We start from the raw sequence: 21,674 nt of genomic DNA, 5'->3' as shown, positions 1-21,674 counted from the left end.
AGCATGGAAAAATAATCAAACCGTAACTTTATTTAACTTTTAGAGCACTGGCTGCAAACTCCGAAGATCTTAAGCTGGTGGTCGGTAATAGTAAAATTGTGCTTCTTGTTTACCCGGTTTTCCAATTCTTCCAGGAGGTCTTCATTTACTTCTATGATGCTGCCGCATTTGGTGCAAATCAGGTGGTGGTGGTGGTGATGGTCTTTGCCTTCTTCCATGCCGAACTCGTAACGCTTGCGTCCGTCGCCAAAATCAATGGCGTGTATGAGACCAAACTCCTGAAAAAGTTCCAGGGCCCTGTATACGGTCGCCAGGCCGACATCTGCCGCCTCGCGCTTGACCAGGTTATATACCTCCTCAGCGCTTAAATGTTTACCCTTGTTTTCCAGGAGCACTTTTAATGTCAGCTCACGGCGTGCAGTTAGCTTGGATTCTTTTGCCCTGAGTTTTTCACCGATGTCGGAAATAACTTTTTTCATATTGACACCACCATTCGGGCCTTTTTGTTAGTATATTTAATGCCCCTTGATCTGTCAACAAACCTTAGCTGCCGTACAAGCTATGTATTGCTTAATTGTATTCCATGCTATTTGCCAATAGAAATATTTCCAATTACTTTTAATAATAGTAGTATTTTCTCCGGTTTTGAATAATCAGCCGCCTTCGCCTGATATCATTATAACAAAGTAACAGGAATACCGCTAAAGCAACTGCTGCAAATATCAACAGCCAGAACCACCACTGCGCCGTCGTCTTCCTTACCGCATCGTCCCGCAGGACCAGATCAACCCTGCCCAGTTCCCTGCCGTCGGCGTAAAAAGCCAGTTCACCCGCTTTGATGCCGGCCTTTGCCGGGGCTTTGAGATTTTCATTGAGCACAGCCTTACTGGTGATTTCGGTCTGGCCGGTAAGGGGAACATTGTACTTCATGGCGCCTGCCGTTACAACAGGCGTATTTTCCAAAACTCCAAATTTCAAGGGTATGTCGGTAATGTGTTTACCAGCCTCAGCCAGGGTAACAGTTTTAAAATCTGTAAAACCGTAATCCAAAAGCGCCGAGGAGTCGGACCAGATATTGGTCCCTTCACTCTTCATCACCACAGAGATTAATTCCCTGCCGTCCCTTACGGCAGCTGTAACCAGGCACTGCCCGGCATCATCAGTGTAACCGGTCTTAACTCCGATGGCCCCGTCATAATTCCACAGCATTTTATTATGGTTGCCCAGAAATGTCTGGGCTTCCGGGTCGTTCCTCTTGATGACCTGAATCTTGGTGGCGACGATATCTCTGAATTGTGCGTTTCTCATGGCATAGCGGGCGATAAGAGCCATATCGCGGGCGGTACTGTAATGGTCGGGATCAGGCAGGCCGTTGGAATTGTTGAAATGAGTGTTTACAGCACCGATCTCGGCGGCCTTTTTGTTCATCATTTTGACAAAACCTTCGACAGAACCCCCAAGATGGCAGGCTATGGCAATGGCGGAATCATTTCCAGAATTAAGCATCAGCGCGTAAATAAGGTCGCCCAGAGAAATCTGCTCGCCTTCCTGCAGCCCGATGGCCGAGCCTTCAACAATGCTGGCTTCCAGGGGGATGGTGACCATATCATTAATTTTACCGCTCTCCAAAGCAATAATGGCCGTGATTATTTTGGTGGTGCTGGCCGGATACATCCTCTGTTCCGGGTTCTTTTCAAAAAGCACCTGCCCGTTTGTGAAGTCCATAAGCACTGCCGCCTCTCCAGTAACTGCCGGCGCGGCAGCGGAAGCGGGCACGGGGAATATGGCCATAAGGAGTGATAAGATTGTCAGGGTTACCCACAGGCCTGTCTTGAACCGCATAATTCACCTTGATTCTTAAGGATTATATTTAGAAGAATATTTTCATTTAAAAGGAATTATATCATAAAGGGCTGCCCATCGCCTAGATAGGCCCTTAGTTTAGGCTATTGCTTGACTTCCGGAGCGGCGGCAGCCGCAAAAAGGCCAGCAGCAACGCCGTAGCCATAATAATCAGGCCTGCCAGCACCGGGACCTGCAGGTAGCCGAACCTGTTGAAGTACTCCAGGACGCGGGTGGCGACCCCGCCAATTAAGAAAGCCAGGCAAAAAACAGAAAGCCATATAATTATACCCTCACGCCAGCCGCGTTCTTTAAATATCACCATGGTCGAGGCAATGCAGGGCACTGTGAGGGACAGGGTCAGCAGTATGACAAAATTTTGCAGCGGCAGCATGTGCAGGTTGATAATTGCGGCAGCGCCGAACTCCTTCCTGATAAAGCCCATGATTAAAATATCGGCCACTTCCGGAGACAGGTGCAGCCAGTTCACTGTGACAGGAGCCAGGAGTTCTCTTAAACGGTCCAATAGCCCCGTGACATCCAGGATCCCCAGGAAAAGCGTGCCTCCGGCAAAGATCGGCAGAGCCTCTATGATAAAATGGTATGACCTGTTCCATGTCTTGACCATAATATTTCTGATTTTAGGCAGGCGCAGCGGCGGCAGCTCAATCAGCAGCGGAGATATGCCGCCGGGCAAAAAGCGGCTGAGCAGGGTCCCGGTGCAGACCAGGAGGCAAAATATTATGACACCGTACAAAACCATGTAAGCGGCGCCCTGGCCGGCCAGTATGGCAATAATAACCGCCAGCTGGGCCGAGCACGGCACACAAAGCGCCAGGAGGAATATGGCTATGCGGCGCTCCCGGTCGGATGAGAGCATCCGGGTGCTGATGAAGGCCATGGTAACACAGCCGAAACCGAGGATAAGCGGGATGACGGCCTGCCCGTTCAGGCCGACGCCGGCCAATGTCCGGTCAACCAACGTGGCGATCCTGGGCAGGTAACCCGTATCTTCAAGAACGGAAAGAACCAAAAAAATTCCCAGCACCAGGGGCAGTAAAAGTCCAATTAAATAAGTTACTGTCAGGGTCAGGACGCCGTACTGGCCAACCAGGAGCGTGTTAATAACTGAGCCTGACGGTGTAAATACAGCCAGCAGGGAGCGGATTGCGGGCTCATAGTAATTGCTCATGAGCTCTCCGGTACTGTCAACTATAAAACCGGCCAGGAAAACGCCGATCAGTTCATATACAACCAAGAGGGTTAAAGCCAAAAGAGGAAAACCGGTAGCCGGCCTGAGCATCCATCGCCCCAGCCTAGAAGAAAAACTCGCTTCACCGCCGGTTTCCCTGATAACATTAGAGACGATATGATTTACCCTTTCCCGGCGTTCGAGATACAAAGCCTCCCTTTCGGTCCCCGGGTCCATGCTGTATCTCGCGCTGATGGACTGGTCTCCTTCCAGAATTAAAAGGGCTTCTCCCCTGCCGGCGGGCGGGTGTATCTTATTAATTTTCTCCTGCAAAGAAGGGGCAGCGTTACCGGTCCGGGCTGATTTTAGTTTTCTTTTCAAGTCGGCCAGGCCAATTCCGCTTTCCGCCGCCATGGAAACAACCGGTACTCCAAGCATTTTCTCCAGCAGCGGAATATTAATCTTGATACCCTCACGCCTGGCGTCATCGATCATATTCAGCACTACTATTAAAGGTATGCCCATGTCGATAATCTGCAGCGTTAAAAATAAATCCTGTTCCAGGTGGACGGCATTAACAACATCTACGACAGTATCCGCGGATAAAATTATATCCCTGGTGACCGTCTCCTCTTCGCTTAACGATGAGACGCCATAAACCCCGGGGGTGTCAATCAAAACATCGCTGCCGTAACGGCCGCAGGCCATGTTCAGAGTGGTCCCGGGGTAGTTTGAAACATCCGTGTAAAGGCCCGTAAGGGCGTTGAATATAACTGATTTGCCGACATTAGGATTCCCGGCCAGAACAATCTTATCGCCACCGGCCGGGATGATTTCGTTGCTTAGTTTATCCAAAAAATATTTCACCACCAGATATATTGCTGCAGTGCGTTAATTCGTCCGTGTTTTAAGTAAAGAAACTGGATAAAATCCTGTGCGGGGCAAACTAGTTTTTAGAAGGGTTCAACCTTAATAGTCCTGGCCAGGTTCCTGCCGATGGCTATTTCCTGTTTGTTCCTGGCAACCACAACCGGTCCCGCCGGCACAACCTCACGGCAGGTGATGACAGCCCCCTCGGATATACCGAGCCGGAGAGCCTGAACCCGTGTTAGTTCATTGGGAATACTGGTAATTTTAATTACCTGCCCTTTTCTTGCCTGATCCAGATTCACCGCTTACCCTCCACAAATTCTAAATGATAAAGATAACCGTTCTCATTCTCATTTTTATTATATGGAAGGATTAAAAAAATATCAACTATAATTTTGGCCGAAAAGAGACAAAATATGATAAACAAAAACAGGAGGGTGAAAAATGTCAAATATCGATACCAAGGGGATGAAAGCAGCGGAACTAACTGAAGAACAGCTCGCTGAACTGCGCCAGGCGCAGCAAAAAATTAACCAGGCGGGAAATAATAAACGGGAAATATACCTTTTGGCCGTATCGAGATAAAAAGCGGGGGCTTCACGCCCCCCATTATACAAAGTTTAATTGCCTTTAGTTTATCAAAATCTTGTCAATCATTTAAATCCTGTTAATCCTGTGAAAAAAGTTCTTGTTTTTAGGAAAACTTGGCCCTCAGAGTTTCCCAAAAGGAGGCGTCTTCAAAGCCGAGCCGCCAGATGGCTATGCCGGCGACACCGTAGTTGTTGGCTAAATCCAGTTTAATCCCCAGGCTGTATTTGTTTTCGAACCACAACTCGTGCTTTGCCCCTTTTTCGTAGTAAATAAGGTATGGCGTTGAATAATAGTCATTCCACCTGGCCCACGGGTACTTCGCGGTAAGCGCGGCTGTTTCGTTCCAGCGGACCGAGCTGTTGCCGGCGGCAGACCAGTTGTACCCATAAGCCGGGATACCCATTAAAATTTTATCCCGCGGAATGTTCTTTATTGAGTAGTCAAGCACTTTTTGGACCCAGGGCAGTGAGGCGACAGGACCTGGGGCGCCGCCCTTCCAGTGCTCGTCGTAAGTCATTAATGCCACCAGGTCCGCTGTTTGCCCTATAGCGCGGTAATCATAGGCGCCGTTCCACGCATTAAACTTATTGTCCGCGGTCTTGGCGGGAATAGAAACGGTCAGAAGATAACCGTAAGGTTTAAACATCTGCTTTAATTCAACCAGAAATTTATTGTAAAAAGCCCTGTCACCCGGCGGCACTCCTTCCAGGTCTATGTTAACCCCGTCAAAACCGTTCCCCCGTACCAGCGACAATATGTTCTTTTCCAGGTTTTTTCTGTTTTTTTCAACAGACAGCACCTGGTGAGCAGTCTGGGCCATGTTATATCTGCCCATGTTGTGGACCAGCGCTAGGGTCCTGATATTGCAGCTGTCGGCAAGTTTTAAACCCTGGCTGACCGGCTGACCAGTTGTTAAATTACCTTTTTGGTCTACAAGGTAATTAAAAAAGGCGACAGTGCCGAGCTGGGAATTGTTTTTTAAAAGAGAATTGTATGAAAGCTTGTCCCCCGGGTAATCCTCGGTATAATACCCCAAAACCAGTTTTTTATTTTTCACGCCTGTGTTTGCGTCTGCTCTTTCTCCGAAACAGACCGGAGATAAAAAAAATACCGTTATGAAAAACACGACAACGAGGCAGAAACGCTTCAAATTTTCCATTTGTCTTCTCCTTATGTAAATTAATCTTATCTAATGATAACAGTATTCTGACAACCTTGGTAGATATCCACTGCTGCCAATTCTGTTACTTTTATGAACTATATACATAAAGAGTCAAAATGGTTTTCGAAGCTCATTAATTAGCGATATGCCCAAAAAATGTTTTCCTGGCCGCGCCATAGTGTATAATATGTATGGTACAAACCAATCCTTCTAAAATAAGGAGTTGCTTTAAGGTTATTGCATGAGCTGAAAAAAATCCTCACCTCAAAAAAAGAACTCGGCCTGATACTGGTCCTTTTGTTAATGGAATTCACAAGGGGAGCTTTTTTTCTTACTTTCCTGCCGCTTTACGCCGTTAATTATTTAGGCATTTCGGTCGCGGCGGCCGGGCTCGCGGTATCAGTCCACTACCTGGCGGAAACCCTGTTCAAAGGAGCAGCCGGCTGGCAGCTGGACCGCAAGGGCTATCCGGTATTACTACTGGGACTCCTGATCGGGCTGGCTGCATTGTTAATTATGAAGTCCTCCGACTCCCCCGTTGTTTTAGCACTCGGTTCAGCCTCCTTCGGCCTGGCAGTTTCTCCGGTCTGGCTGGCTGTTATCAGCGGCGTGGCGCCGGTACAGCTGAAAGAGCGGGCCACCCGCATGGGGCTGATTTTCGCCGTGTGGCTGCTGGGCGGCGGAGGCGGCCCGGTGGTTATCAACTTTTTTATTTCACATGATTACGACCTGGCTTTCTGGCTGCTGATTTTTCTCTGGGTGTGCGCCCTGTCTGTGGCTTTATTAATGATCCCGGTAAAGGAGCGTAAAACCAGTGAGAGCGCGGGCTTTTCATTCTGGAAAGAAGTCTCCCTGATGGCGCAAAACCAGGCAGTCAAAAAAATACTTTTCCCCGGCATGTTTCTTCAAACCATGACCGGCGGGATCTTACTCCCGCTGCTCCCCCTGTATGCCCAGAACAGGCTCGGGCTCAATCCGAACCAGTATGCCCTGCTCCTACTCGCCGGAGGCGCTGCCGCGGCTGTTTCTTTCCTGCCTATGGGACGTCTGGCCGATATTTTAAGGCTCAAAACACTGCTGGGCTGCGGATTTGCCATGAGCGCAATATCCCTGGCCCTTTTCTCAATCGCCCGTGACCCGACCGGGGCCTACTTATTAGCCGCGCTGGTAGGGCTCTCATACGCGGTTGTCCTGCCGGCGTGGAACAACCTCCTGGCAAAGGTGATCCCGCCTGACAGACAGGCCACAGGCTGGGGTGTTTTTTCAACTATCGAAGGTATGGGAATTGCCGTCGGGCCGGCTCTCGGAGGATTACTGGCCAATACCTACGGTATTTCATCTGCTCTTATATTGAGTACTATACTGCTGGCAATAATGTCCTGCTTCTACTTTCTCTACCCTGTAGAAAAAGTCCTTATCGAAGCGGGATAAAAATGAAAACAGAGGTTTCTCCATGGAAACTTCCTTATTTTTAAAAATCATATTTCTATGTGTATTTTTCTATTCCCTGGCGCCTACGCTCTTAGTCCGGCTTGGCCGGGTGGGCGCCGTGGCACGGGCGGCCAGGGGTTACGGCCGGGTCGCGCTGACCTTTGACGACGGGCCGGACCCAAATTATACTCCACAAATACTGGATATATTAAACCGGTATCAGGTCAAGGCCTGTTTCTTTGTGGTGGGTTCAAAAGTACGGGCGTACCCGGAGCTGACCAGGCAGATCCTGCTGGCGGGGCACGCCATCGGCAACCACGGTTTCCGGCATAAAGCCATATGGCTGCTCAGCCCGCTCGCGACCAGGAGAGAAATTACAGAAACCAACCTGGCCATAGAGGAGCTGACCGGCCAGAAAACAATATACTGCCGCCCGGCCTGGGGCCTGTTCAACCTTTTTTCAGTCTGGTACTGCTGGCTGAAAGGCCAGAAGGTTATTCTCTGGACTTATATGAGCTGGGACTGGACAAAAAAAGCCACGCCGGAGAGTATCTGCCGGAAGGTGCTGGGCAGGGTCAAAGACGGGGCTATCATAATTCTACATGACAGTGATTCCGCCCCCGGAGCCGCCAAAGGCAGCCCCGCTCAAGTTGTTGAAGCGCTGCCCCGCATCCTGGACGGGATCGAGGAAAAAGGCCTGCGGGTGGCTTCGCTGGAAGAGATAATGAATCTTAAACAAAAGATTACCTTGAGAAGGCTTTTTCGGCGGATCTGGAGTTTGGCAGACATGATCGTGCGCCGGTTGTCCGGCATAACAGACATGCCGGGCAGCAAGATCTGGAGAATAGCCCTGCGCCGTTACCGCGGCAGTGAATGGGCCATGCACGACGGCAGCGTTCTGAAGCCAGGTGAACATTACCTGGAGCTCCATGTAAACAATGACCGATACATGGCTCTGATCGACGAGAATATGTCTGTCGAGCGGGCCTCCATCATCGCCATGAGGGAAGTTTTAAACGGGCTGCCGAAGTTGGCTGAGTTTTTGAAAAGTGATAAAAGACTTGAAAATGTTAATGTTGTAATGGGGATTACCATCCTGCACCGCGGCCTCGGGCGAATCGGCTTCACGGTGGCTGATATGAAACCGGGCCTGTTTAAAACATTTACCGGCTGTTACGAGCGGTGGCTGCTTGGTGTCTTCCATCCGGGAGGCTTTAAAAAACAAAAGTCATACCGGGAAAAACTCATCCCCAAATATGTGATTATGACCCGGCAGGACCTTATGAAAAGGCTGCCCGCCAAAGCGTGTCAAGGGGACGGTTCTTCTGACACGATCGTGTCAAGGGGACGGTTCTTCTGACACGATCGTGTCAAGAGAACCGTCCCCTTGACACGGTCTATTATTAACTGACGAGGTGACGATATGGACAGCCAGCGTCTGGGAAATGAGCTTAAAAAAATACTGCCCGCCGGGCGGGTGCTCACAGGCAGCCTGGACCGGAAAATGTACAGCTACGACAGCTCCTTCCATGCCCGCTTCAACAGCTTTATTCCCGACGCGGTCGTACTGCCCCGCTCCACCGCCGAAGTGTCGGAGATAGTGCGCTTTGCAGCCGGCAACAATATCCCCATCGTGCCCAGGGGCGCCGGCAGCGGGGAAACCTGCGGCTGCCTGGCCGTACGCGGCGGCATTGTGCTGGACCTTTCGGGCTGGGATGTGATCGAGGAAGTCGACGCGGCCAACATGCAGGTATTCGTCCGTCCCGGAGTCGTCCATTACAAACTAAACGAACACCTGGCGGATTTCGGCTTGTTTTTTCCTCCAGACCCCGGCAGCACGCGCATGTGCACTATCGGCGGGATGGTGGCGAACAACTCCAGCGGCCTGAGGGCGGTTAAATACGGAACAACAGAGCAGTATGTACTCGGCCTTGAGGTCGTGCTGCCCGACGGCAGTGTGATCACCACCGGCGGAGCAAACAGCAGGGCGCTGAAAAACGTTTCCGGCTTAAACCTTACGAAACTGTTTGTAGGCTCCGAGGGGATCCTCGGGGTAATCACCAAAATAAGGCTCAGGGTCTGGCCGCGCCCCATGGCGCGGGGCATCGCCATGGCTGTTTTCGACAGCCTGGACGAGGCGCCGGCGGCGGTCCTGGACGTGTACCAGTCAGGCATTCTTCCTTCAGGTATAGAGATCCTTGACTCATCGGCCATCCAGGCCGTAAACATGTACAAGCCGGAAATTAACCTCCCCTCCGCTGAAGCCATCCTGATCTTTGAAGTGGACGGCAACCCGGCCGGGGTTGAGTGGGAAGGGCAAAAGATTGCCGAGATCGTTGGCAAAAGGGCTGTATCGGTTGAATGGGCCACAGATAAACAGCGGATGGCCGACCTATGGAGAGGACGGGGAGTTGTGGCCATGGCCGCGGCCAGGCTGCGGCCGGACGGCAGCAGGATTTTCGCCGGTGAAGATATCAGCGTTCCCCTGAACAGGGTAACCGAGGCCCTGCGCAGGATAAAAGAACTGGGCAGGAAGTTTGGCGTCACGGTAGTCAACTACGGCCACATCGGCGACGGCAATGTGCACACGGCGCCGGTGATCAACCTGGACAGCAGCGAGGAAGTGGAACGGGCCAACGGCCTGGTAGACGCCATCCACCGGCTTGCTATAGAGCTGAACGGTTCAACAACAGGCGAGCACGGGGTCGGCGCCGTGAGAAACCAGTATGCCCTGGCCGAGCACGGCGAAGCGGCGAATGTAATGAAGCGGCTAAAACAAGCCCTTGACCCGGGCAACATCATGAATCCGGGAAAACTTCTGCCCCCCGGGGGGAGTAAACAGTGACTACGGAACTGACCAGCTTAAAAGAACACTACCTGCGCTGCGTGCGCTGCGGGCAGTGCCGCTCGGTCTGCCCGGTTTTTGAGGAAATCGGCAACGAGACTGCCACCCCGCGGGGAAAAGTATTCCTGGCCCATATGCTGGCTGGCGGCGAACTCAAGGCAGACGCCGAGGTTGCCCGCAAGCTTTCACTCTGTCTTCTCTGCCAGGCCTGCACCAAAGAGTGCCCGTCCGCGGTGCCGGTGCATAAAATTATCACGGCCGCGCGCTGCCGGCTGGCCCGGGAAATCTCAAACCCGCTGCAGAAGCTTGTCTTCAGGGAGATATGGGCACGTCCCTCCCTGCTTAACATTTCAACAAGGCTGTTCAGGGGGTGCCAGGACCTTGGCCTGACCGGCCTGGGCAGATCCCTGGGACTGCTGCCACCTGCCCTTGACCTGGCAGGCAGACTGCCCCGCCGGCCTGCACGCTGCTATATCAGGGAGATCACCAAGGCCGAGGGCGCACCAAAAATGAGGGTGGGGTATTTCCTGGGCTGCACCACCAACCTTTTGTTTCCTAACGTGGCCAGAAGCACGGTGGCGGTATTATCCCGGCTTGGCTGCGAAGTTGTCACGCCCCGGGATTTAAAGTGCTGCGGCCTGCCTCAGGAAGAAAACGGCCAGATCGATGCGGCTGAAACACTGGAGAAATTCAATTTTGCGGCATTTCAGCGCCAGGGTGTTGACGCGGTCGTCACCGACTGCGCTTCGTGCTTTGCCGCCCTGAAGGAAAGCATCGCTTTTAAAGGCATGGAGATTATGGATTTATCAAGCCTGCTCAACGACCTGCTCGCCGGCCGCGAAATAAAAAAAAGCAGCGGGACAACCACCTACCACGACCCCTGCCACCTGGCCAAAGCACAGGGAATTACGGCAGCACCGCGCCAGCTTTTAGACCGCACCTGCGCCGCATTCATAGAAATGCCCGGGGCGAATAACTGCTGCGGGAGCGGCGGAACCTTTTCTCTATACCACTACGACACCAGCATGGACATACTTGACAAAAAAATATCTTCCATAAAAGAAACAGGAGCAGAGGTTGTGGCAACCTGCTGCCCCTCCTGCACCATGCAGATCCGGCACGGGCTGCTGAAAAACGGGCTGAATATATCGGTGGAGCACCCGGTAGAAATACTGGCCCAAAGCCTGGGGATTTCTTTTAAGGCCTAATTCTTAAAACGAAACCTTGCCACCTCCGGAGATTTTAGGAACTCCCACTCCCCTTTTATATCCCTGTGCAGCGCGGCTACTTCAATGTGCAGCATGGCAATACCGCAGTCGAGGCGTTTAGAAATATTAAAAGTATCTTTTAGATTATCCACCAAAACTATGATCTTGTCCTGTTCCACGTGAAAGCGCCAGGGTTGTCGGTTCACAGCGGATGGAGCCAACCTGGCCGCATCCAGGGCTTCCCGCATCCACGCGGGCCATTTTATTTCTTCCAACCCCGTAACCAGTTCAGACAGAGGCTTGCGCCGGTGGTTCCGCCCAAATCCCGCCATTATTTTGTCTTCCAGTGACATATCTTCTCCGGCATAGCCTACCGGAGTTACCGCCAGGACTTTTTCATTTTGACCGGCTCCGGCAAGCAAGGATGCTATTTCCGGCCTGAAAAAGCCGCCTACCCAGCAGGTGGCAAGGCCTGAGGCTGTGGCCTCCAGGATTAAGCCTTCCCCCAGATAACCAACCTTTTCCTGGATGTTTGGATCATCCATATTCCCGATAAAAGCAATAAAAGCCGGGGCGCCCTTTATCTTTCCATAGTGGCCTATTGCTCCCTTGAAAACTTTGTCCGGCGTTTCGGTTACCAGCACCGCGCGGGCTGTTTGAAACGGCCTGAATTCGTCACAGAATCTTTTTATATGCGCCAAAATATTCACATCTACAGGTTTGGGAGCAAACTGCCTCCGCGACCTGCGGGTCATAATGGCGCTGTACCACCTGGACGACGGCATTAACATAAAGGAAATCTCCTTTATTTTTATGAGAAGATCTCAAAAACGATCCTTAGCAGCAGCGATCCACGGATGTTGAACTGCTGCCCATTTGCAGCAATATTCATGTAATGCAAACTGTCAACAGTTTTGTGTCTGGAACACCACATATACTGTATACCTTTTAAAGCAGCTTGCGCCACGGCTCGCCCGCCTGCCTGTCCAGAGCGCGTGACTCCCACTCCACATGGTCCCGGATCAGCGGGTCCTTGATCAGTTCCTCCCAGGCCAGCCTGGCCCTGGCTAAAAAGCGCCTGTCCAAAAGCCGGATATCGCCGGCGCGCACCAGCGGGCAAACCGGTATGGCGGCGTCCTCCAGGCGCAGTTCAAGAGTTCCGACCGGCGAGAGGTACGGCGTGACGGGAAACGTCCTGCAGGCAAAGGGCCTCCGGTCTCTCGGGCAGACACCGCGGCAGCATACAAAATATACAGGTCCGCGCCAGCTCGGGCAGAACTCGTATTCCTCCGTGCTGTGTTCCTGCCAGATCAGCCAGTCCTCGGTCCTGTCAAACATAACCTCTTCACCCGGCAGCAGATACATCCCCACTCCGCTCTCCCATTCCGCGCAGCAGACTTCGCCGCACAGCTTGCCGCAGTCCACGGACAGGGGAGTCACATCATTCAGCAGCTTGTAAACCCGTTTCCAGTCAACCAGTTTTATCATCTCCCGGTTTTATCAATACCCCTGCTGTACCGCTATCCAACATTACCCGGTCTCTCTGCAACAGTAACCGTGAATGACTGCTGCTGGCGCTGGCGCACCACAATAACCTTTGCTTCCTGTCCAATCTGCGCAGTTTTGATCGCGGCTACCAGTTCATCGGCATTGCTCACTTTTTTACCGTTGAACTCCACAATTACGTCCCATTCTCTCAGGCCTGCCTGTTCAGCGGGGCTGCCCGCCACTACGCCGGCCACTACCGCTCCCTCAGCCTTGTCCAACCCGAGGTAATTGGCCAATTCACTGTCCAGGGTGCGGACCTGTACTCCCACCCAGGGCCTGCCCCTGCTTACGTTGTTTTTTAAATCCTCCAACACTTGCACGACAGTGCTGGTGGGTATGGCAAAGCCAATGCCCTGCGCCTCTGAACTGATCGCAGTGTTGATTCCCACCACCTCGCCCTTAAGGTTCAGGAGTGGCCCTCCGCTGTTGCCCGGGTTGATGGAGGCGTCGGTCTGGAGAAGGTTTTCGTACTGACGGTCCTCAACGCTGATGGGGCGGCCTTTGGCGCTGATCACCCCGGTGGTTACCGTGTGATCAAGACCGTAAGGATTGCCTATGGCAATGACCCAGTTGCCTACCCTGATCTGATCGGAATTACCCAGGGCGAGAAAAGGCAGGTCGGCGCCGGCCTCAATTTTTAATAACGCCAGGTCAAGGTTGGTGTCCGCGCCCACGATTTTGGCACCCAATCCCTTATCAAAACCGGTTACAGTAACAGAGATTTCATTGGCCCCTTCAATAACATGCTCATTTGTCAAAATATAGCCGTCCTTTGAAATTATAAAACCTGATCCCAACCCCTCCTGCTGCTGCTGCCTGGAAGGCTCACCAAAAAACTGGCGGAAAAACGGGTCGTCGAAAAAGGGATTGCCCGAACCCCGCGCCGTTACCCTGGTAGATATCTTTACTACTGCGGGGCTGGCCTGGGAAACAACATCAGCAACTGTCTCAGGTCCCACTCCGGGCAGGAGATCCACCTGGGAAGAGCCTGTATTCTGCTTCGCGTCAGGTTTGTTGTCACTGGAACATCCCCCGCATAACGCAAGCCCGGCTATAACAGCCAGTAACACTACAAGTAAAGCAACCCGCCTGATATTGACAGACATGTTATTACCCCTTTCTTTACCTGCTTCCAGTTTATGCGAAAAAGCCAAATCCTATAATTTTGAATTAGCATAGCAGGAAACTTTTAAAACCGCAACAGAATACTATCTACTATAAGCCATTTTTGAGAATTTTGTCTTTATATCTTTTTGGTCAAAAAAAAGATATAATTACTTTAATGTCTTCCGTCATTCAACTGGCTGGATAAAGGAGGCTGCACCTGTGATCCGCGTTGATCTGGCAAAAGAACTGGCCAAATATCTGCCATGGGAGCCCAAGGTTGGCGACCTGACAATGGTTTATGGCGAACTGGGAGAGGAAATCATTGAGCCCATTATCCTAAGGCATCTCAAGGAGAAAAAAATTGTGCTTTCCCTCCGCGAAGTTGGTGATTTGGTCTGGCTCCCCAGGCTTTCCATGCTGCTTTACGAGCTTAAAATAAGGTCCGCAAAAGGTTATACCTTAAACTATGAAAAGGCTACAGACCAGTGGTTTTATAAAGATGATGAAATTGAAACCTGCGCCGGCAGCCCTGAAGACGCTGCCGCCCTGGCCCTGCTCAGTAAGCTTGAGAAGAAAGGGCTTGGTTAAAACCGTTAGTCATTTTATTGCGCCCGCATAAAGAGCGGGTTTTTTATTTACAGGATGATTCCTTTTTATCTGCATTCCCGCTGCCGGACCTGCTGAGCCCTTCGTTAAATTCCCGCAGCTTCCTGTCGGTTCTCCCGAAAACGCTCTCTTCCGGGTAACAGCCGTCCTCCTTGATTGTTCCCGCCGGAACCCCGCAGAGCAGATCGATTCCTTCCTCAATATTTCTTACCGCGTAAATATGGAACAGACCTTTTTTAACCGCTTCCAGCACTTCCTCTTTCAGCATCAGGTTGTCGACGTTTTGAGCCGGGATCACTACGCCCTGAGAGCCGGTAAGTCCTTTTGCGGCACAGACATCAAAAAACCCCTCTATTTTTTCAGTCGCTCCCCCTATCGGCTGGATCTCGCCGAACTGGTTGACTGAACCGGTAACCGCCAGGCTTTGGTCCACAGGCAGCTCCGCCAGGCTCGAGAGGATGGCGTAAAGTTCCGCGCTGGACGCGCTGTCACCCTCAATCCCGTCGTAAAGCTGCTCAAAAGTGATCTGAGCAGTAAGTCCAAGGGGTTTTCCCTGGGCAAACTTCCCCCCGAGGTAGCCGGCCAGGGTTAATACTCCCTTGGAATGTATACTGCCGCTCATTTTAGTTTCTCTTTCAATATTAACCACACCACCGCGCCCCATATAGGTCCTGGCGGTAATCCTGGCCGGCCGGCCGAAAGCGTATCCCCCCGAGCCGATCACGTAAAGACCGTTAACCTGGCCGACCATGCGGCCGCTGGTGTCAATAAGAATTTTTTCCCGGGTGAACATTTCCTGCAGCTTTTCTTCCAGCCCGTTAGAGCGGTAGACCTTTTCCCTCAGCGCTTTATCCACATGGACCGCTTCCACGTACCTGCTGTCCTCAGCCAGCGCCCACGCTGCCGCTTCGTACACGATTTCGATTACCTCGTTAAACCTGGTGGAGAGTTTTTCCTGGTGGCCAGCCAGCCGTGATCCGTACTCAATTATCCTGGCCAGGCCGTCCCTGCTGAAATGCCTTAGTTTCTCCCTCTGGCAGACTGCATTTACAAATGATGCGTACTGGCGCAGGTTATCCGGATTGCGCGGCATTTCAGTGTCAAAATCCACCTTGACCTTGAAAAGCTTTTGAAAGTCTTCGTCCTGGCTGTAAAGCAGGTGGTAAAGCTGCGGGGTACCGATTAAAATCACTTTCACATTGAGGGGTATGGGTTCCGGCCTTAAGGTTACCGTAGGCACCAGGCGGTACTGCTCGCCGATGTTTTCCACAGCGGCCTGGCGGTATTTGAGCGCTTTCTTCAACGTGTCCCAGGCAAAAGGATCGCTCAGCACATCCTTGACCTGCAGGACCAGGTATCCTCCGTTGGCCCTGTGGATTGAGCCGGGTTTTATCATCATGTGGTCCGTGTTCAGGGAAAGCACCTGGCTCCTGTACTCAATCTTCCCAAACAGGTTGTAATAGAGGGAACTGGGTTCAATTACTACCGGGGAACCCCCGTTTTTTACGTTGTGCACAAAGAGATTCACCCTGTAGCGGATAAAAGGATCCGTTTCTTCCTGAGATCCGTGCGGTTGTTCAGGAGCGGCAGCGGAACCTTTAAAAATTTCAAGGTTTTCAGTGACATCTTTTAAATACATTTTTAAATAATCGATAATCGGCGGAAATTTATCATATTTCTCAAGCAGCCTGTCCACCAGGGGCCCGATGGCGAAAAGGGCGATCTCTTTTTCCAGCCCGGCAATCTGTTCGTTTGCCTGTTTTTCCAGCATCCGCCCGGTATGAAACGTTTCTTCCAGCCTTTTGTGCAGCTTGCGTCCCTTTTCCTCCATTTCACGGCGTTCCTGTAGCGGCAGGTTTTCAAAATCTTCAGCCGAGAAAGGCTTGCCTTCTTTCAGCGGTATAAAAACTATACCGTTCGGGGTGCGCTTCATATCAAACCCGTCTTCTAAGGCGGCTGTCTCAAGGTCCTGGAAATAGCCTGTCATTTTTTGTTGGACGCCCTGTATTATCACATCTTTTTGGTTTTCATAGTCACCGCTTTCAAAGGCTTTGGGAATATTTACCCTCAGGTCCGCCAGGAGCTCTTCCACATCTTTTTTAAAACCTCGCCCCTCACCCGCCGGCAGGGACACTGCCAGGGGGCGGTCCTTGTCGCTGAAGTTGTAGATATAACACCAATCGTCAGGCACTGGGCCGCCAGCCGCCGCTTGAGACACAACAGCCTGGACATATGTGCTTTTGCCGGTCCCGGGAGGGCCGACAACGAAAATATTGTAACCGGGCGCATTCATGGACAGGCCGAACTGCATGGCCCGGACCGCTCTCTCCTGCCCGATGAAATCTTCAGGCGGCCTCATATCCTCCGTAGTCCTGCAGAAATCAAGCTCCTCCCCGCAGCATACTTTTCTTAATTTTTCTATCGGCACTGTGTATTTTTTCATATTTTCCATAGATATTGTCCTCCGCTAATTCCCTTTTCAAGATAAATATACTACGTTAAAAACCCTCAATCCTGCCTGCCCGATACTTTACAACTTCTTATGACAGGAAATCACGGCTGGTTTTGCTGAACAAAAATGAATCCGGGGGAAACGGGGACGTAAAAAACCTGGCCGAATTTATTGAATTGCCCGGCCAGGCAGAGTTTAACACATTTTAGGAAAAGGCAAGCTAACAGTTACCAATTAAATCTTAAACCTGACATAGAAAGTTGTGCCCGCCGGTCCGGTCTCCACATTTATTTTGGCGTTATGCCTGTCAGCGATGCTGAAACATATCGCCAGACCAAGGCCTGTTCCGTTTTCCTTGGTCGTCAAAAAGGGAGTGCCTATCTTGTCAAGCACCGCTTTTTTAATCCCTCTGCCCTGGTCCCGCACCGACAAAACCAGTTCACTGCCTTCCGTACAGGTCTTAATTGTCAGTGTGCCGCCAGGTTCCATTGCTTCCAGGCCGTTCCTGACCATGTTGAAAACCAGCTGGCGTATTTCTTTTTCGTCAAGGGGGATATCCGGTATATCAAATAGTTCCAGAACAATATGTTTGTCGGCCACCGCACTGTCTGCTGTTAATAACGGGGATATGGCCCGGATAATACTGTTCAGGTTCTGGACTCTTTGCTCAACCGCCTTGTTTTTAGACAGCGACAGGAACTCCGTTATAATCTCATTAGCGCGGTCAAGCTCAGATATCATCAGCTCAAAACACTTTTTCTCGGACGAAAACTTATCCTTGTTGATAAAGAGCTGCAGTAAACCTCTGACCGTGGTCATCGGGTTTCTTATTTCATGGCCGATACCGGCCGCTATCTCTCCGATGAGGTTGAGGCGGTCCAGGCGGGCCATTTCTTTTTGGTAATGCCTCAGCTCGGTTATATCGTTTGAAGCGATTAAAACACAGTCTTTATCAATTACTACCCCCGAAGCAAGCGCGGTAATGACGTCACTCGACTTATTATAGAACTTCACTTCATGGTTTTTGGCATAACCTTTTTTCTTAATTTCACCAATAAATTTATCGCGCTCCGACAAATCAAACCAAAAACCCAGGTCCACCGCTGAACGGCCGATCACCTCGTCCCTGGTATAACCGTGCCTGTCCAGAAAACACTTGTTTACATAAATAATTTCATCAATATTTATAGTGGAGATGGTCATTGCCGCCGGGTTGAAATTGAACGCTTTGCAGAAACGCTCGTCTGCCAGCCTGATAAGTGTCTCTTCAGCTTTTTTGCGCTCGAATAAATCTCTCTCTATTTGCTTATCTTTTTCAAGCAACTCATTTATAAGCTGATCTTTAGTCATGTCAAAATAATTCAAACATAGATCCTCCAAGTAAAAATATGATACTGATGTTAATGTTTGACAGAAGCAAACAATTATCCTTCGGGAATGCTGTCGAATATTGACATTTGTGACATTTTATTTGCCCCTAAAATCATAAAAATACCCCTGCTGATTTAACCCCAGGCTTATATTAATAATAAAGCTATACTCATTTGGAAAGGATATACCCAGATATATACTATTCATTAAGAGGTTGATAATATTTACTATTGAGGCATCGTCTAACATATGGACTACTTTTGGACTAACACAATATGGTATGTATTATTGGGGATTTTGACATTAATTGAATTGATTTTTGTGGTGGTTAAGGCAAAGAACCATCGGGTGCTTGCCCTCTATCTGACTTTAATGGGTATAGTCCTTGATTTCGAATCGATAATTCTTATTTTCCTGAAAGGATATTCCTACTATCCAAAAATCCTTCAAAATCCCCCTCTCCCATTTGATGATGTCCTTGCAGGCAATATTTTTTCCCAGACTTCTGTAGCTGCAACAGCACTTATGGTTGCGGTTCTCAATTTAAAATATTATTGGTATATAGTTTTGGCCGGGCTTTATGCGATTATTGAAGAATCATTTTTGGCTCTTGGTATCTATAGCCAAGGCTGGTATAAAACATGGATGACTGTTGCTTTATTGCCCTTACTCTTTCAAATAGCCAAAATTCTGTATGCGAAAAACTTAAAAACTATTAAACCACTATTTTATTACGGATATATCCTTTTGGCTCTATTTCCTCTTAACATAGTTATTGTAACATGGGGGTTTATGTTGCTAAGGCTTCAAGAATTCAGCTTTACTGTGCTTCCTGACCCAATTATGAGCCGCCACTTCTTAGTTCTTATACATCATTCTCTGATATCTATTCCAATGATGCTAATATACTTTTTAAGGCCTAAATGGACTTGGAAAGCCTTAGTGATACTCATGTTATACATTGCTTATTACATTGCGTTCAAAGCAAATTTGATATTGATTAAAGAAGGCTGGTTTCTTCCTGTATCTACCATCACATTTTTTTGGATGTACCTTTCTGTGTTAATCATGGACAAATTATATACAAATAATATGTGAGCGGCCTTCTCTTCTCTACAAACACGCATGACCAGCTAAAAAAAAATAGGACTGGAAGTTGCGTCCAGCCCTGTAACCCTTTTAAATACTTTGGTGCCCGAGACCGGAATCGAACCGGTACGGGGAGTTAACCCCGCAGGATTTTAAGTCCTGTGCGTCTGCCAGTTCCGCCACTCGGGCAATAAGTTCAATTTAGCGCAAAGTAATTCTAGCATTTCGGGTTTGTATTGTCAAGAATCCGTCAGTTAGATAGATCCGCGACGAATGAAGTCTCGGAGCAGCCTGATTATTTTTATTGACACTTTTCTTACTTGTGCTGTAAAATTTCCCCGTAAAGATCAGGAAAGGGTTGTATGTATGGACATAAAAATTATCACCGACAGCTCGTGCGACCTTCCCCAGGACCTTGTTGACAGGTACGATATCGGCGTTGTTTCACTGCATGTCACTTTTGATAACAATGAAACATTTACCGAAAGGGTAACCATAAACCCGGAGCAGTTCTGGGAGCGTATGGCCGGGTCAAAGGAACTCCCCAAAACATCCAGGCCGTCCCCGGAAGCCTTTGCCGGAGCGTTCAGGGAGGCCCTGGCCAATTACGCTTCCGTTATATACCTGGGCTTATCGTCATCTCTTAGCGGCACATTTGAAAGCGCCCAGCTGGCAGCAAAGTCGGTGCCGGGAGACATTCACCTAATCGACTCCCTCACCGGTTCCCTCGGTCTCGGCATCCTTACCGTCAAAGCCCACGAATTTATTCAATCTGGAGTCAGCGCGAGGGCTGTTGTAAATAAAATTATTGATTACAGGAACGGCATGAACACCCTTTTTACCATGGACTCCCTGGAGAACCTGATCAAAGGCGGGCGTGTGGGCAGGCTGCCGGGTTTTATCGGCACCATGCTGAACATCAGGCCGATCGGCAAAGCCGGAGACGTGGGTCAGATAGACGTGCTGGAAAAAGTACGGGGGCGGGCCAGGTCGCTTCAGCGGATAGTGCAGCTGGTGGGAGAAATGGGCAGCAACCTGCATGAGAAGATGGTGGGTATCAGCCACGTCAACTGCCTTCAGGAAGCACTGAATTTAAAGGTAAACATTGAAGAAAATTACCACCCCAAAAATGTGATCATAGGAAAAGTCGGCAGCACCATGGGCACTTATGCCGGCAACGGCGGCTTGATAGTGTCGTTTTAACCGCTTTCAAACAATTATAAAATAATAACAAAGAGGCCACTTCACCCCGGGCGATATCGTTTTTTCACCAATATCTTTTTGCGGGGCAGGTTGGCCTCTCTCTTTTATCAAAATATACCTGCATATACTGTTACAGACTAAAGTATAAAAAAATAAATTCGAATATTATAGTAACAATGCTTACAGGTGAAATAATTGGACACTGATATAAACGCAATTGCAGTTTCTTATATCAATATGAAGCAGGAAAATCTACAGGGTGCTATCCAGACAAGTATTCTGCGCAAGGTTATGGATCAAAACACAGCGCAGGCTCAGCAATTATTGAATACTCTAACTAAACCAACCCCATCAATACCTCTCCATGTGGGCAACCATGTCGACCGCTTTATATAGCGTCTACTAGTTGCCGATTTTCTTTTTTGAATAATTTCTGCTGTTTTTAATTCTAGATATTTATCTTTTATATTGCTTAAATAATACTTTAAAAAAAGGTCTTGCCCGACATACATAGAATAATCAACTGCAGGAAGGGAAGTGTTAGTATTGCTGCCACGGCAGAAGGAAAGGATTCAGGAACGGTTACTCAGGTGGGGCTACCCGCCGTACATAGTTGAAAACATGGAGCCATTCAGCCTTATGAGCCATTACAACCACGAACTAAAAAAAAGAGCGCGGATGCATGCCGAACAGGACGATGCCCTGGCAACTGGTGTTATCGATGACAACCCGTCTGATATTACCATAGATCCGGATAATAAATATAAAGGGGTTTCAGTTCCTTATAAATGGTAGTATAGAACCTGCTTCCCGCCAATTATTTAATTAAGGCCCAGCGGCCTTTTTTAACTTAACTGGAAAGGAGCCCTGTTAATGGGAGCGAAAAAAGACGCGCTGATTAAATTGCTGGAGGGGAAAGATGAAATTAATGTATGCATTTATATCGAAGACGGGGTGGAAACCGGGCAGCGTCCCTTCAGCAAAGCTGCCGCAATGATAAAAAAAGACCTGCTTATATTAAACGAAATGATACCGATCCCGGTCGACGACAGATATATAGACAGCGTGGGTGATGACAACGCGGTAATAATTTTCATAGATCCCGAAAACCAGATCGTCCACGTGAAAATACAGGTTTAGATAATGAGTCCTAAAGG

General features: G+C 49.7%; 21 protein-coding genes and 1 tRNA gene. 11 read left to right on the top strand and 11 right to left on the bottom strand.

Going from position 1 to position 21,674, the window contains the following annotated elements:
- Positions 1–32: 32 nt before the first annotated feature.
- The 4 genes from ACOBQJ_RS04305 to ACOBQJ_RS04290 all read right to left on the bottom strand — a co-directional run bounded on the left by ACOBQJ_RS04305 (position 33) and on the right by ACOBQJ_RS04290 (position 4,206).
- The gene (locus ACOBQJ_RS04305; protein ID WP_421070500.1) at positions 33–479 is read right to left on the bottom strand and encodes a Fur family transcriptional regulator; all 447 of its coding nucleotides are present in this window, start codon (positions 477–479) and stop codon (positions 33–35) included.
- 139 nt (positions 480–618) lie between these two features.
- Complete coding sequence (locus tag ACOBQJ_RS04300) at positions 619–1,842, bottom strand: D-alanyl-D-alanine carboxypeptidase family protein (RefSeq protein WP_421070499.1); 1,224 nt, start codon at positions 1,840–1,842, stop codon at positions 619–621.
- A 94-nt stretch (positions 1,843–1,936) separates the two neighbouring features.
- Positions 1,937–3,889 carry a ferrous iron transport protein B gene (gene feoB, locus ACOBQJ_RS04295; RefSeq protein WP_421070498.1) on the bottom strand — a complete coding sequence of 651 codons (1,953 nt, stop codon included), beginning with the start codon at positions 3,887–3,889 and terminating at the stop codon, positions 1,937–1,939.
- 98 nt (positions 3,890–3,987) lie between these two features.
- The gene (locus tag ACOBQJ_RS04290) at positions 3,988–4,206 is read right to left on the bottom strand and encodes a FeoA family protein (protein ID WP_421070497.1); all 219 of its coding nucleotides are present in this window, start codon (positions 4,204–4,206) and stop codon (positions 3,988–3,990) included.
- Positions 4,207–4,348: 142 nt separating this feature from the next.
- Between ACOBQJ_RS04290 and ACOBQJ_RS04285 the strand changes: the two genes are divergently transcribed.
- Positions 4,349–4,489 (top strand): hypothetical protein, encoded by a 141-nt coding sequence (locus ACOBQJ_RS04285; RefSeq protein ID WP_421070496.1) that lies wholly within the window; start codon positions 4,349–4,351, stop codon positions 4,487–4,489.
- A 109-nt stretch (positions 4,490–4,598) separates the two neighbouring features.
- Here the strand turns inward: ACOBQJ_RS04285 and ACOBQJ_RS04280 are convergent, their stop codons facing one another.
- Entirely contained in the window at positions 4,599–5,654 is a 1,056-nt protein-coding gene (locus tag ACOBQJ_RS04280) for a glycosyl hydrolase family 18 protein (protein WP_421070495.1), read from the bottom strand.
- A 240-nt stretch (positions 5,655–5,894) separates the two neighbouring features.
- Here ACOBQJ_RS04280 and ACOBQJ_RS04275 point away from each other — a divergent pair, with 240 nt between their 5' ends.
- From ACOBQJ_RS04275 to ACOBQJ_RS04260, 4 genes are all read left to right on the top strand, one after another.
- The gene (locus ACOBQJ_RS04275; RefSeq protein WP_421070494.1) at positions 5,895–7,088 is read left to right on the top strand and encodes an MFS transporter; all 1,194 of its coding nucleotides are present in this window, start codon (positions 5,895–5,897) and stop codon (positions 7,086–7,088) included.
- A 22-nt stretch (positions 7,089–7,110) separates the two neighbouring features.
- Positions 7,111–8,448 carry a polysaccharide deacetylase family protein gene (locus ACOBQJ_RS04270; RefSeq protein ID WP_421070493.1) on the top strand — a complete coding sequence of 446 codons (1,338 nt, stop codon included), beginning with the start codon at positions 7,111–7,113 and terminating at the stop codon, positions 8,446–8,448.
- Between the two features lie 63 nt (positions 8,449–8,511).
- Positions 8,512–9,933, top strand: a complete 1,422-nt coding sequence (locus ACOBQJ_RS04265; RefSeq protein ID WP_421070492.1) for an FAD-binding oxidoreductase — start codon at positions 8,512–8,514, stop codon at positions 9,931–9,933.
- Positions 9,930–11,141, top strand: a complete 1,212-nt coding sequence (locus ACOBQJ_RS04260) for a (Fe-S)-binding protein (protein ID WP_421070491.1) — start codon at positions 9,930–9,932, stop codon at positions 11,139–11,141. Before ACOBQJ_RS04265 ends, ACOBQJ_RS04260 begins: the two co-directional genes overlap by 4 nt.
- Here ACOBQJ_RS04260 and ACOBQJ_RS04255 read toward each other — a convergent pair.
- From ACOBQJ_RS04255 to ACOBQJ_RS04245, 3 genes are all read right to left on the bottom strand, one after another.
- A complete protein-coding gene (locus ACOBQJ_RS04255; protein ID WP_421070490.1) occupies positions 11,138–11,932 on the bottom strand; it encodes a nitroreductase family protein in 795 nt (264 codons plus the stop codon). The genes ACOBQJ_RS04260 and ACOBQJ_RS04255 overlap by 4 nt on opposite strands.
- Positions 11,933–12,089: 157 nt before the next feature.
- Entirely contained in the window at positions 12,090–12,629 is a 540-nt protein-coding gene (locus ACOBQJ_RS04250; RefSeq protein WP_421070489.1) for a hypothetical protein, read from the bottom strand.
- Positions 12,630–12,661: 32 nt separating this feature from the next.
- Positions 12,662–13,795, bottom strand: coding sequence for a trypsin-like peptidase domain-containing protein (locus ACOBQJ_RS04245; RefSeq protein ID WP_421070488.1), 1,134 nt, complete (start codon positions 13,793–13,795; stop codon positions 12,662–12,664).
- Between the two features lie 220 nt (positions 13,796–14,015).
- On the opposite strand from ACOBQJ_RS04245, the gene ACOBQJ_RS04240 reads away from it, so the two are divergent.
- Complete coding sequence (locus ACOBQJ_RS04240; RefSeq protein WP_421070487.1) at positions 14,016–14,384, top strand: hypothetical protein; 369 nt, start codon at positions 14,016–14,018, stop codon at positions 14,382–14,384.
- A gap of 43 nt (positions 14,385–14,427) precedes the next feature.
- On the opposite strand, the gene ACOBQJ_RS04235 is transcribed toward ACOBQJ_RS04240, so the two are convergent.
- Both ACOBQJ_RS04235 and ACOBQJ_RS04230 read right to left on the bottom strand, forming a co-directional pair.
- Positions 14,428–16,845: an AAA family ATPase gene (locus tag ACOBQJ_RS04235; RefSeq protein ID WP_421070663.1), complete on the bottom strand. Its 2,418-nt coding sequence runs from the start codon at positions 16,843–16,845 to the stop codon at positions 14,428–14,430.
- 243 nt (positions 16,846–17,088) lie between these two features.
- Positions 17,089–18,219 (bottom strand): ATP-binding protein, encoded by a 1,131-nt coding sequence (locus ACOBQJ_RS04230; RefSeq protein ID WP_421070486.1) that lies wholly within the window; start codon positions 18,217–18,219, stop codon positions 17,089–17,091.
- Positions 18,220–18,474: 255 nt separating this feature from the next.
- On the opposite strand from ACOBQJ_RS04230, the gene ACOBQJ_RS04225 reads away from it, so the two are divergent.
- Positions 18,475–19,323, top strand: a complete 849-nt coding sequence (locus ACOBQJ_RS04225; RefSeq protein WP_421070485.1) for a hypothetical protein — start codon at positions 18,475–18,477, stop codon at positions 19,321–19,323.
- Positions 19,324–19,414: 91 nt separating this feature from the next.
- Here ACOBQJ_RS04225 and ACOBQJ_RS04220 read toward each other — a convergent pair.
- Positions 19,415–19,503, bottom strand: a tRNA-Leu gene (locus tag ACOBQJ_RS04220).
- Positions 19,504–19,680: 177 nt separating this feature from the next.
- Between ACOBQJ_RS04220 and ACOBQJ_RS04215 the strand changes: the two genes are divergently transcribed.
- The 4 genes from ACOBQJ_RS04215 to ACOBQJ_RS04200 all read left to right on the top strand — a co-directional run bounded on the left by ACOBQJ_RS04215 (position 19,681) and on the right by ACOBQJ_RS04200 (position 21,657).
- Positions 19,681–20,517 (top strand): DegV family protein, encoded by an 837-nt coding sequence (locus ACOBQJ_RS04215; RefSeq protein WP_421070484.1) that lies wholly within the window; start codon positions 19,681–19,683, stop codon positions 20,515–20,517.
- Between the two features lie 195 nt (positions 20,518–20,712).
- Positions 20,713–20,913, top strand: coding sequence for a YjfB family protein (locus ACOBQJ_RS04210; protein ID WP_421070483.1), 201 nt, complete (start codon positions 20,713–20,715; stop codon positions 20,911–20,913).
- Between the two features lie 141 nt (positions 20,914–21,054).
- Complete coding sequence (locus ACOBQJ_RS04205) at positions 21,055–21,312, top strand: hypothetical protein (protein ID WP_421070482.1); 258 nt, start codon at positions 21,055–21,057, stop codon at positions 21,310–21,312.
- 78 nt (positions 21,313–21,390) lie between these two features.
- Positions 21,391–21,657, top strand: coding sequence for a hypothetical protein (locus tag ACOBQJ_RS04200; RefSeq protein ID WP_421070481.1), 267 nt, complete (start codon positions 21,391–21,393; stop codon positions 21,655–21,657).
- Positions 21,658–21,674: the final 17 nt, after the last annotated feature.

This window comes from Pelotomaculum propionicicum, from assembly GCF_048984525.1.
Lineage (GTDB): Bacteria > Bacillota > Desulfotomaculia > Desulfotomaculales > Pelotomaculaceae > Syntrophopropionicum > Syntrophopropionicum propionicicum_A.
The sequence above is the reverse complement of the archived record's forward strand: the minus strand, read 5'-3'. Positions and strand labels throughout refer to the sequence as shown.

Coding starts and splice junctions, on each gene's coding strand:
- ACOBQJ_RS04305 (WP_421070500.1), bottom strand. CDS start 479: ATGAAAAAAGTTATTTCCGACATCGGTGAAAAACTCAGGGCAAAAGAA.
- ACOBQJ_RS04300 (WP_421070499.1), bottom strand. CDS start 1,842: ATGCGGTTCAAGACAGGCCTGTGGGTAACCCTGACAATCTTATCACTC.
- ACOBQJ_RS04285 (WP_421070496.1), top strand. CDS start 4,349: ATGTCAAATATCGATACCAAGGGGATGAAAGCAGCGGAACTAACTGAA.
- ACOBQJ_RS04280 (WP_421070495.1), bottom strand. CDS start 5,654: ATGGAAAATTTGAAGCGTTTCTGCCTCGTTGTCGTGTTTTTCATAACG.
- ACOBQJ_RS04270 (WP_421070493.1), top strand. CDS start 7,111: ATGGAAACTTCCTTATTTTTAAAAATCATATTTCTATGTGTATTTTTC.
- ACOBQJ_RS04265 (WP_421070492.1), top strand. CDS start 8,512: ATGGACAGCCAGCGTCTGGGAAATGAGCTTAAAAAAATACTGCCCGCC.
- ACOBQJ_RS04255 (WP_421070490.1), bottom strand. CDS start 11,932: ATGTTAATGCCGTCGTCCAGGTGGTACAGCGCCATTATGACCCGCAGG.
- ACOBQJ_RS04250 (WP_421070489.1), bottom strand. CDS start 12,629: ATGATAAAACTGGTTGACTGGAAACGGGTTTACAAGCTGCTGAATGAT.
- ACOBQJ_RS04245 (WP_421070488.1), bottom strand. CDS start 13,795: ATGTCTGTCAATATCAGGCGGGTTGCTTTACTTGTAGTGTTACTGGCT.
- ACOBQJ_RS04235 (WP_421070663.1), bottom strand. CDS start 16,845: ATGAAAAAATACACAGTGCCGATAGAAAAATTAAGAAAAGTATGCTGC.
- ACOBQJ_RS04225 (WP_421070485.1), top strand. CDS start 18,475: ATGGACTACTTTTGGACTAACACAATATGGTATGTATTATTGGGGATT.
- ACOBQJ_RS04215 (WP_421070484.1), top strand. CDS start 19,681: ATGGACATAAAAATTATCACCGACAGCTCGTGCGACCTTCCCCAGGAC.
- ACOBQJ_RS04200 (WP_421070481.1), top strand. CDS start 21,391: ATGGGAGCGAAAAAAGACGCGCTGATTAAATTGCTGGAGGGGAAAGAT.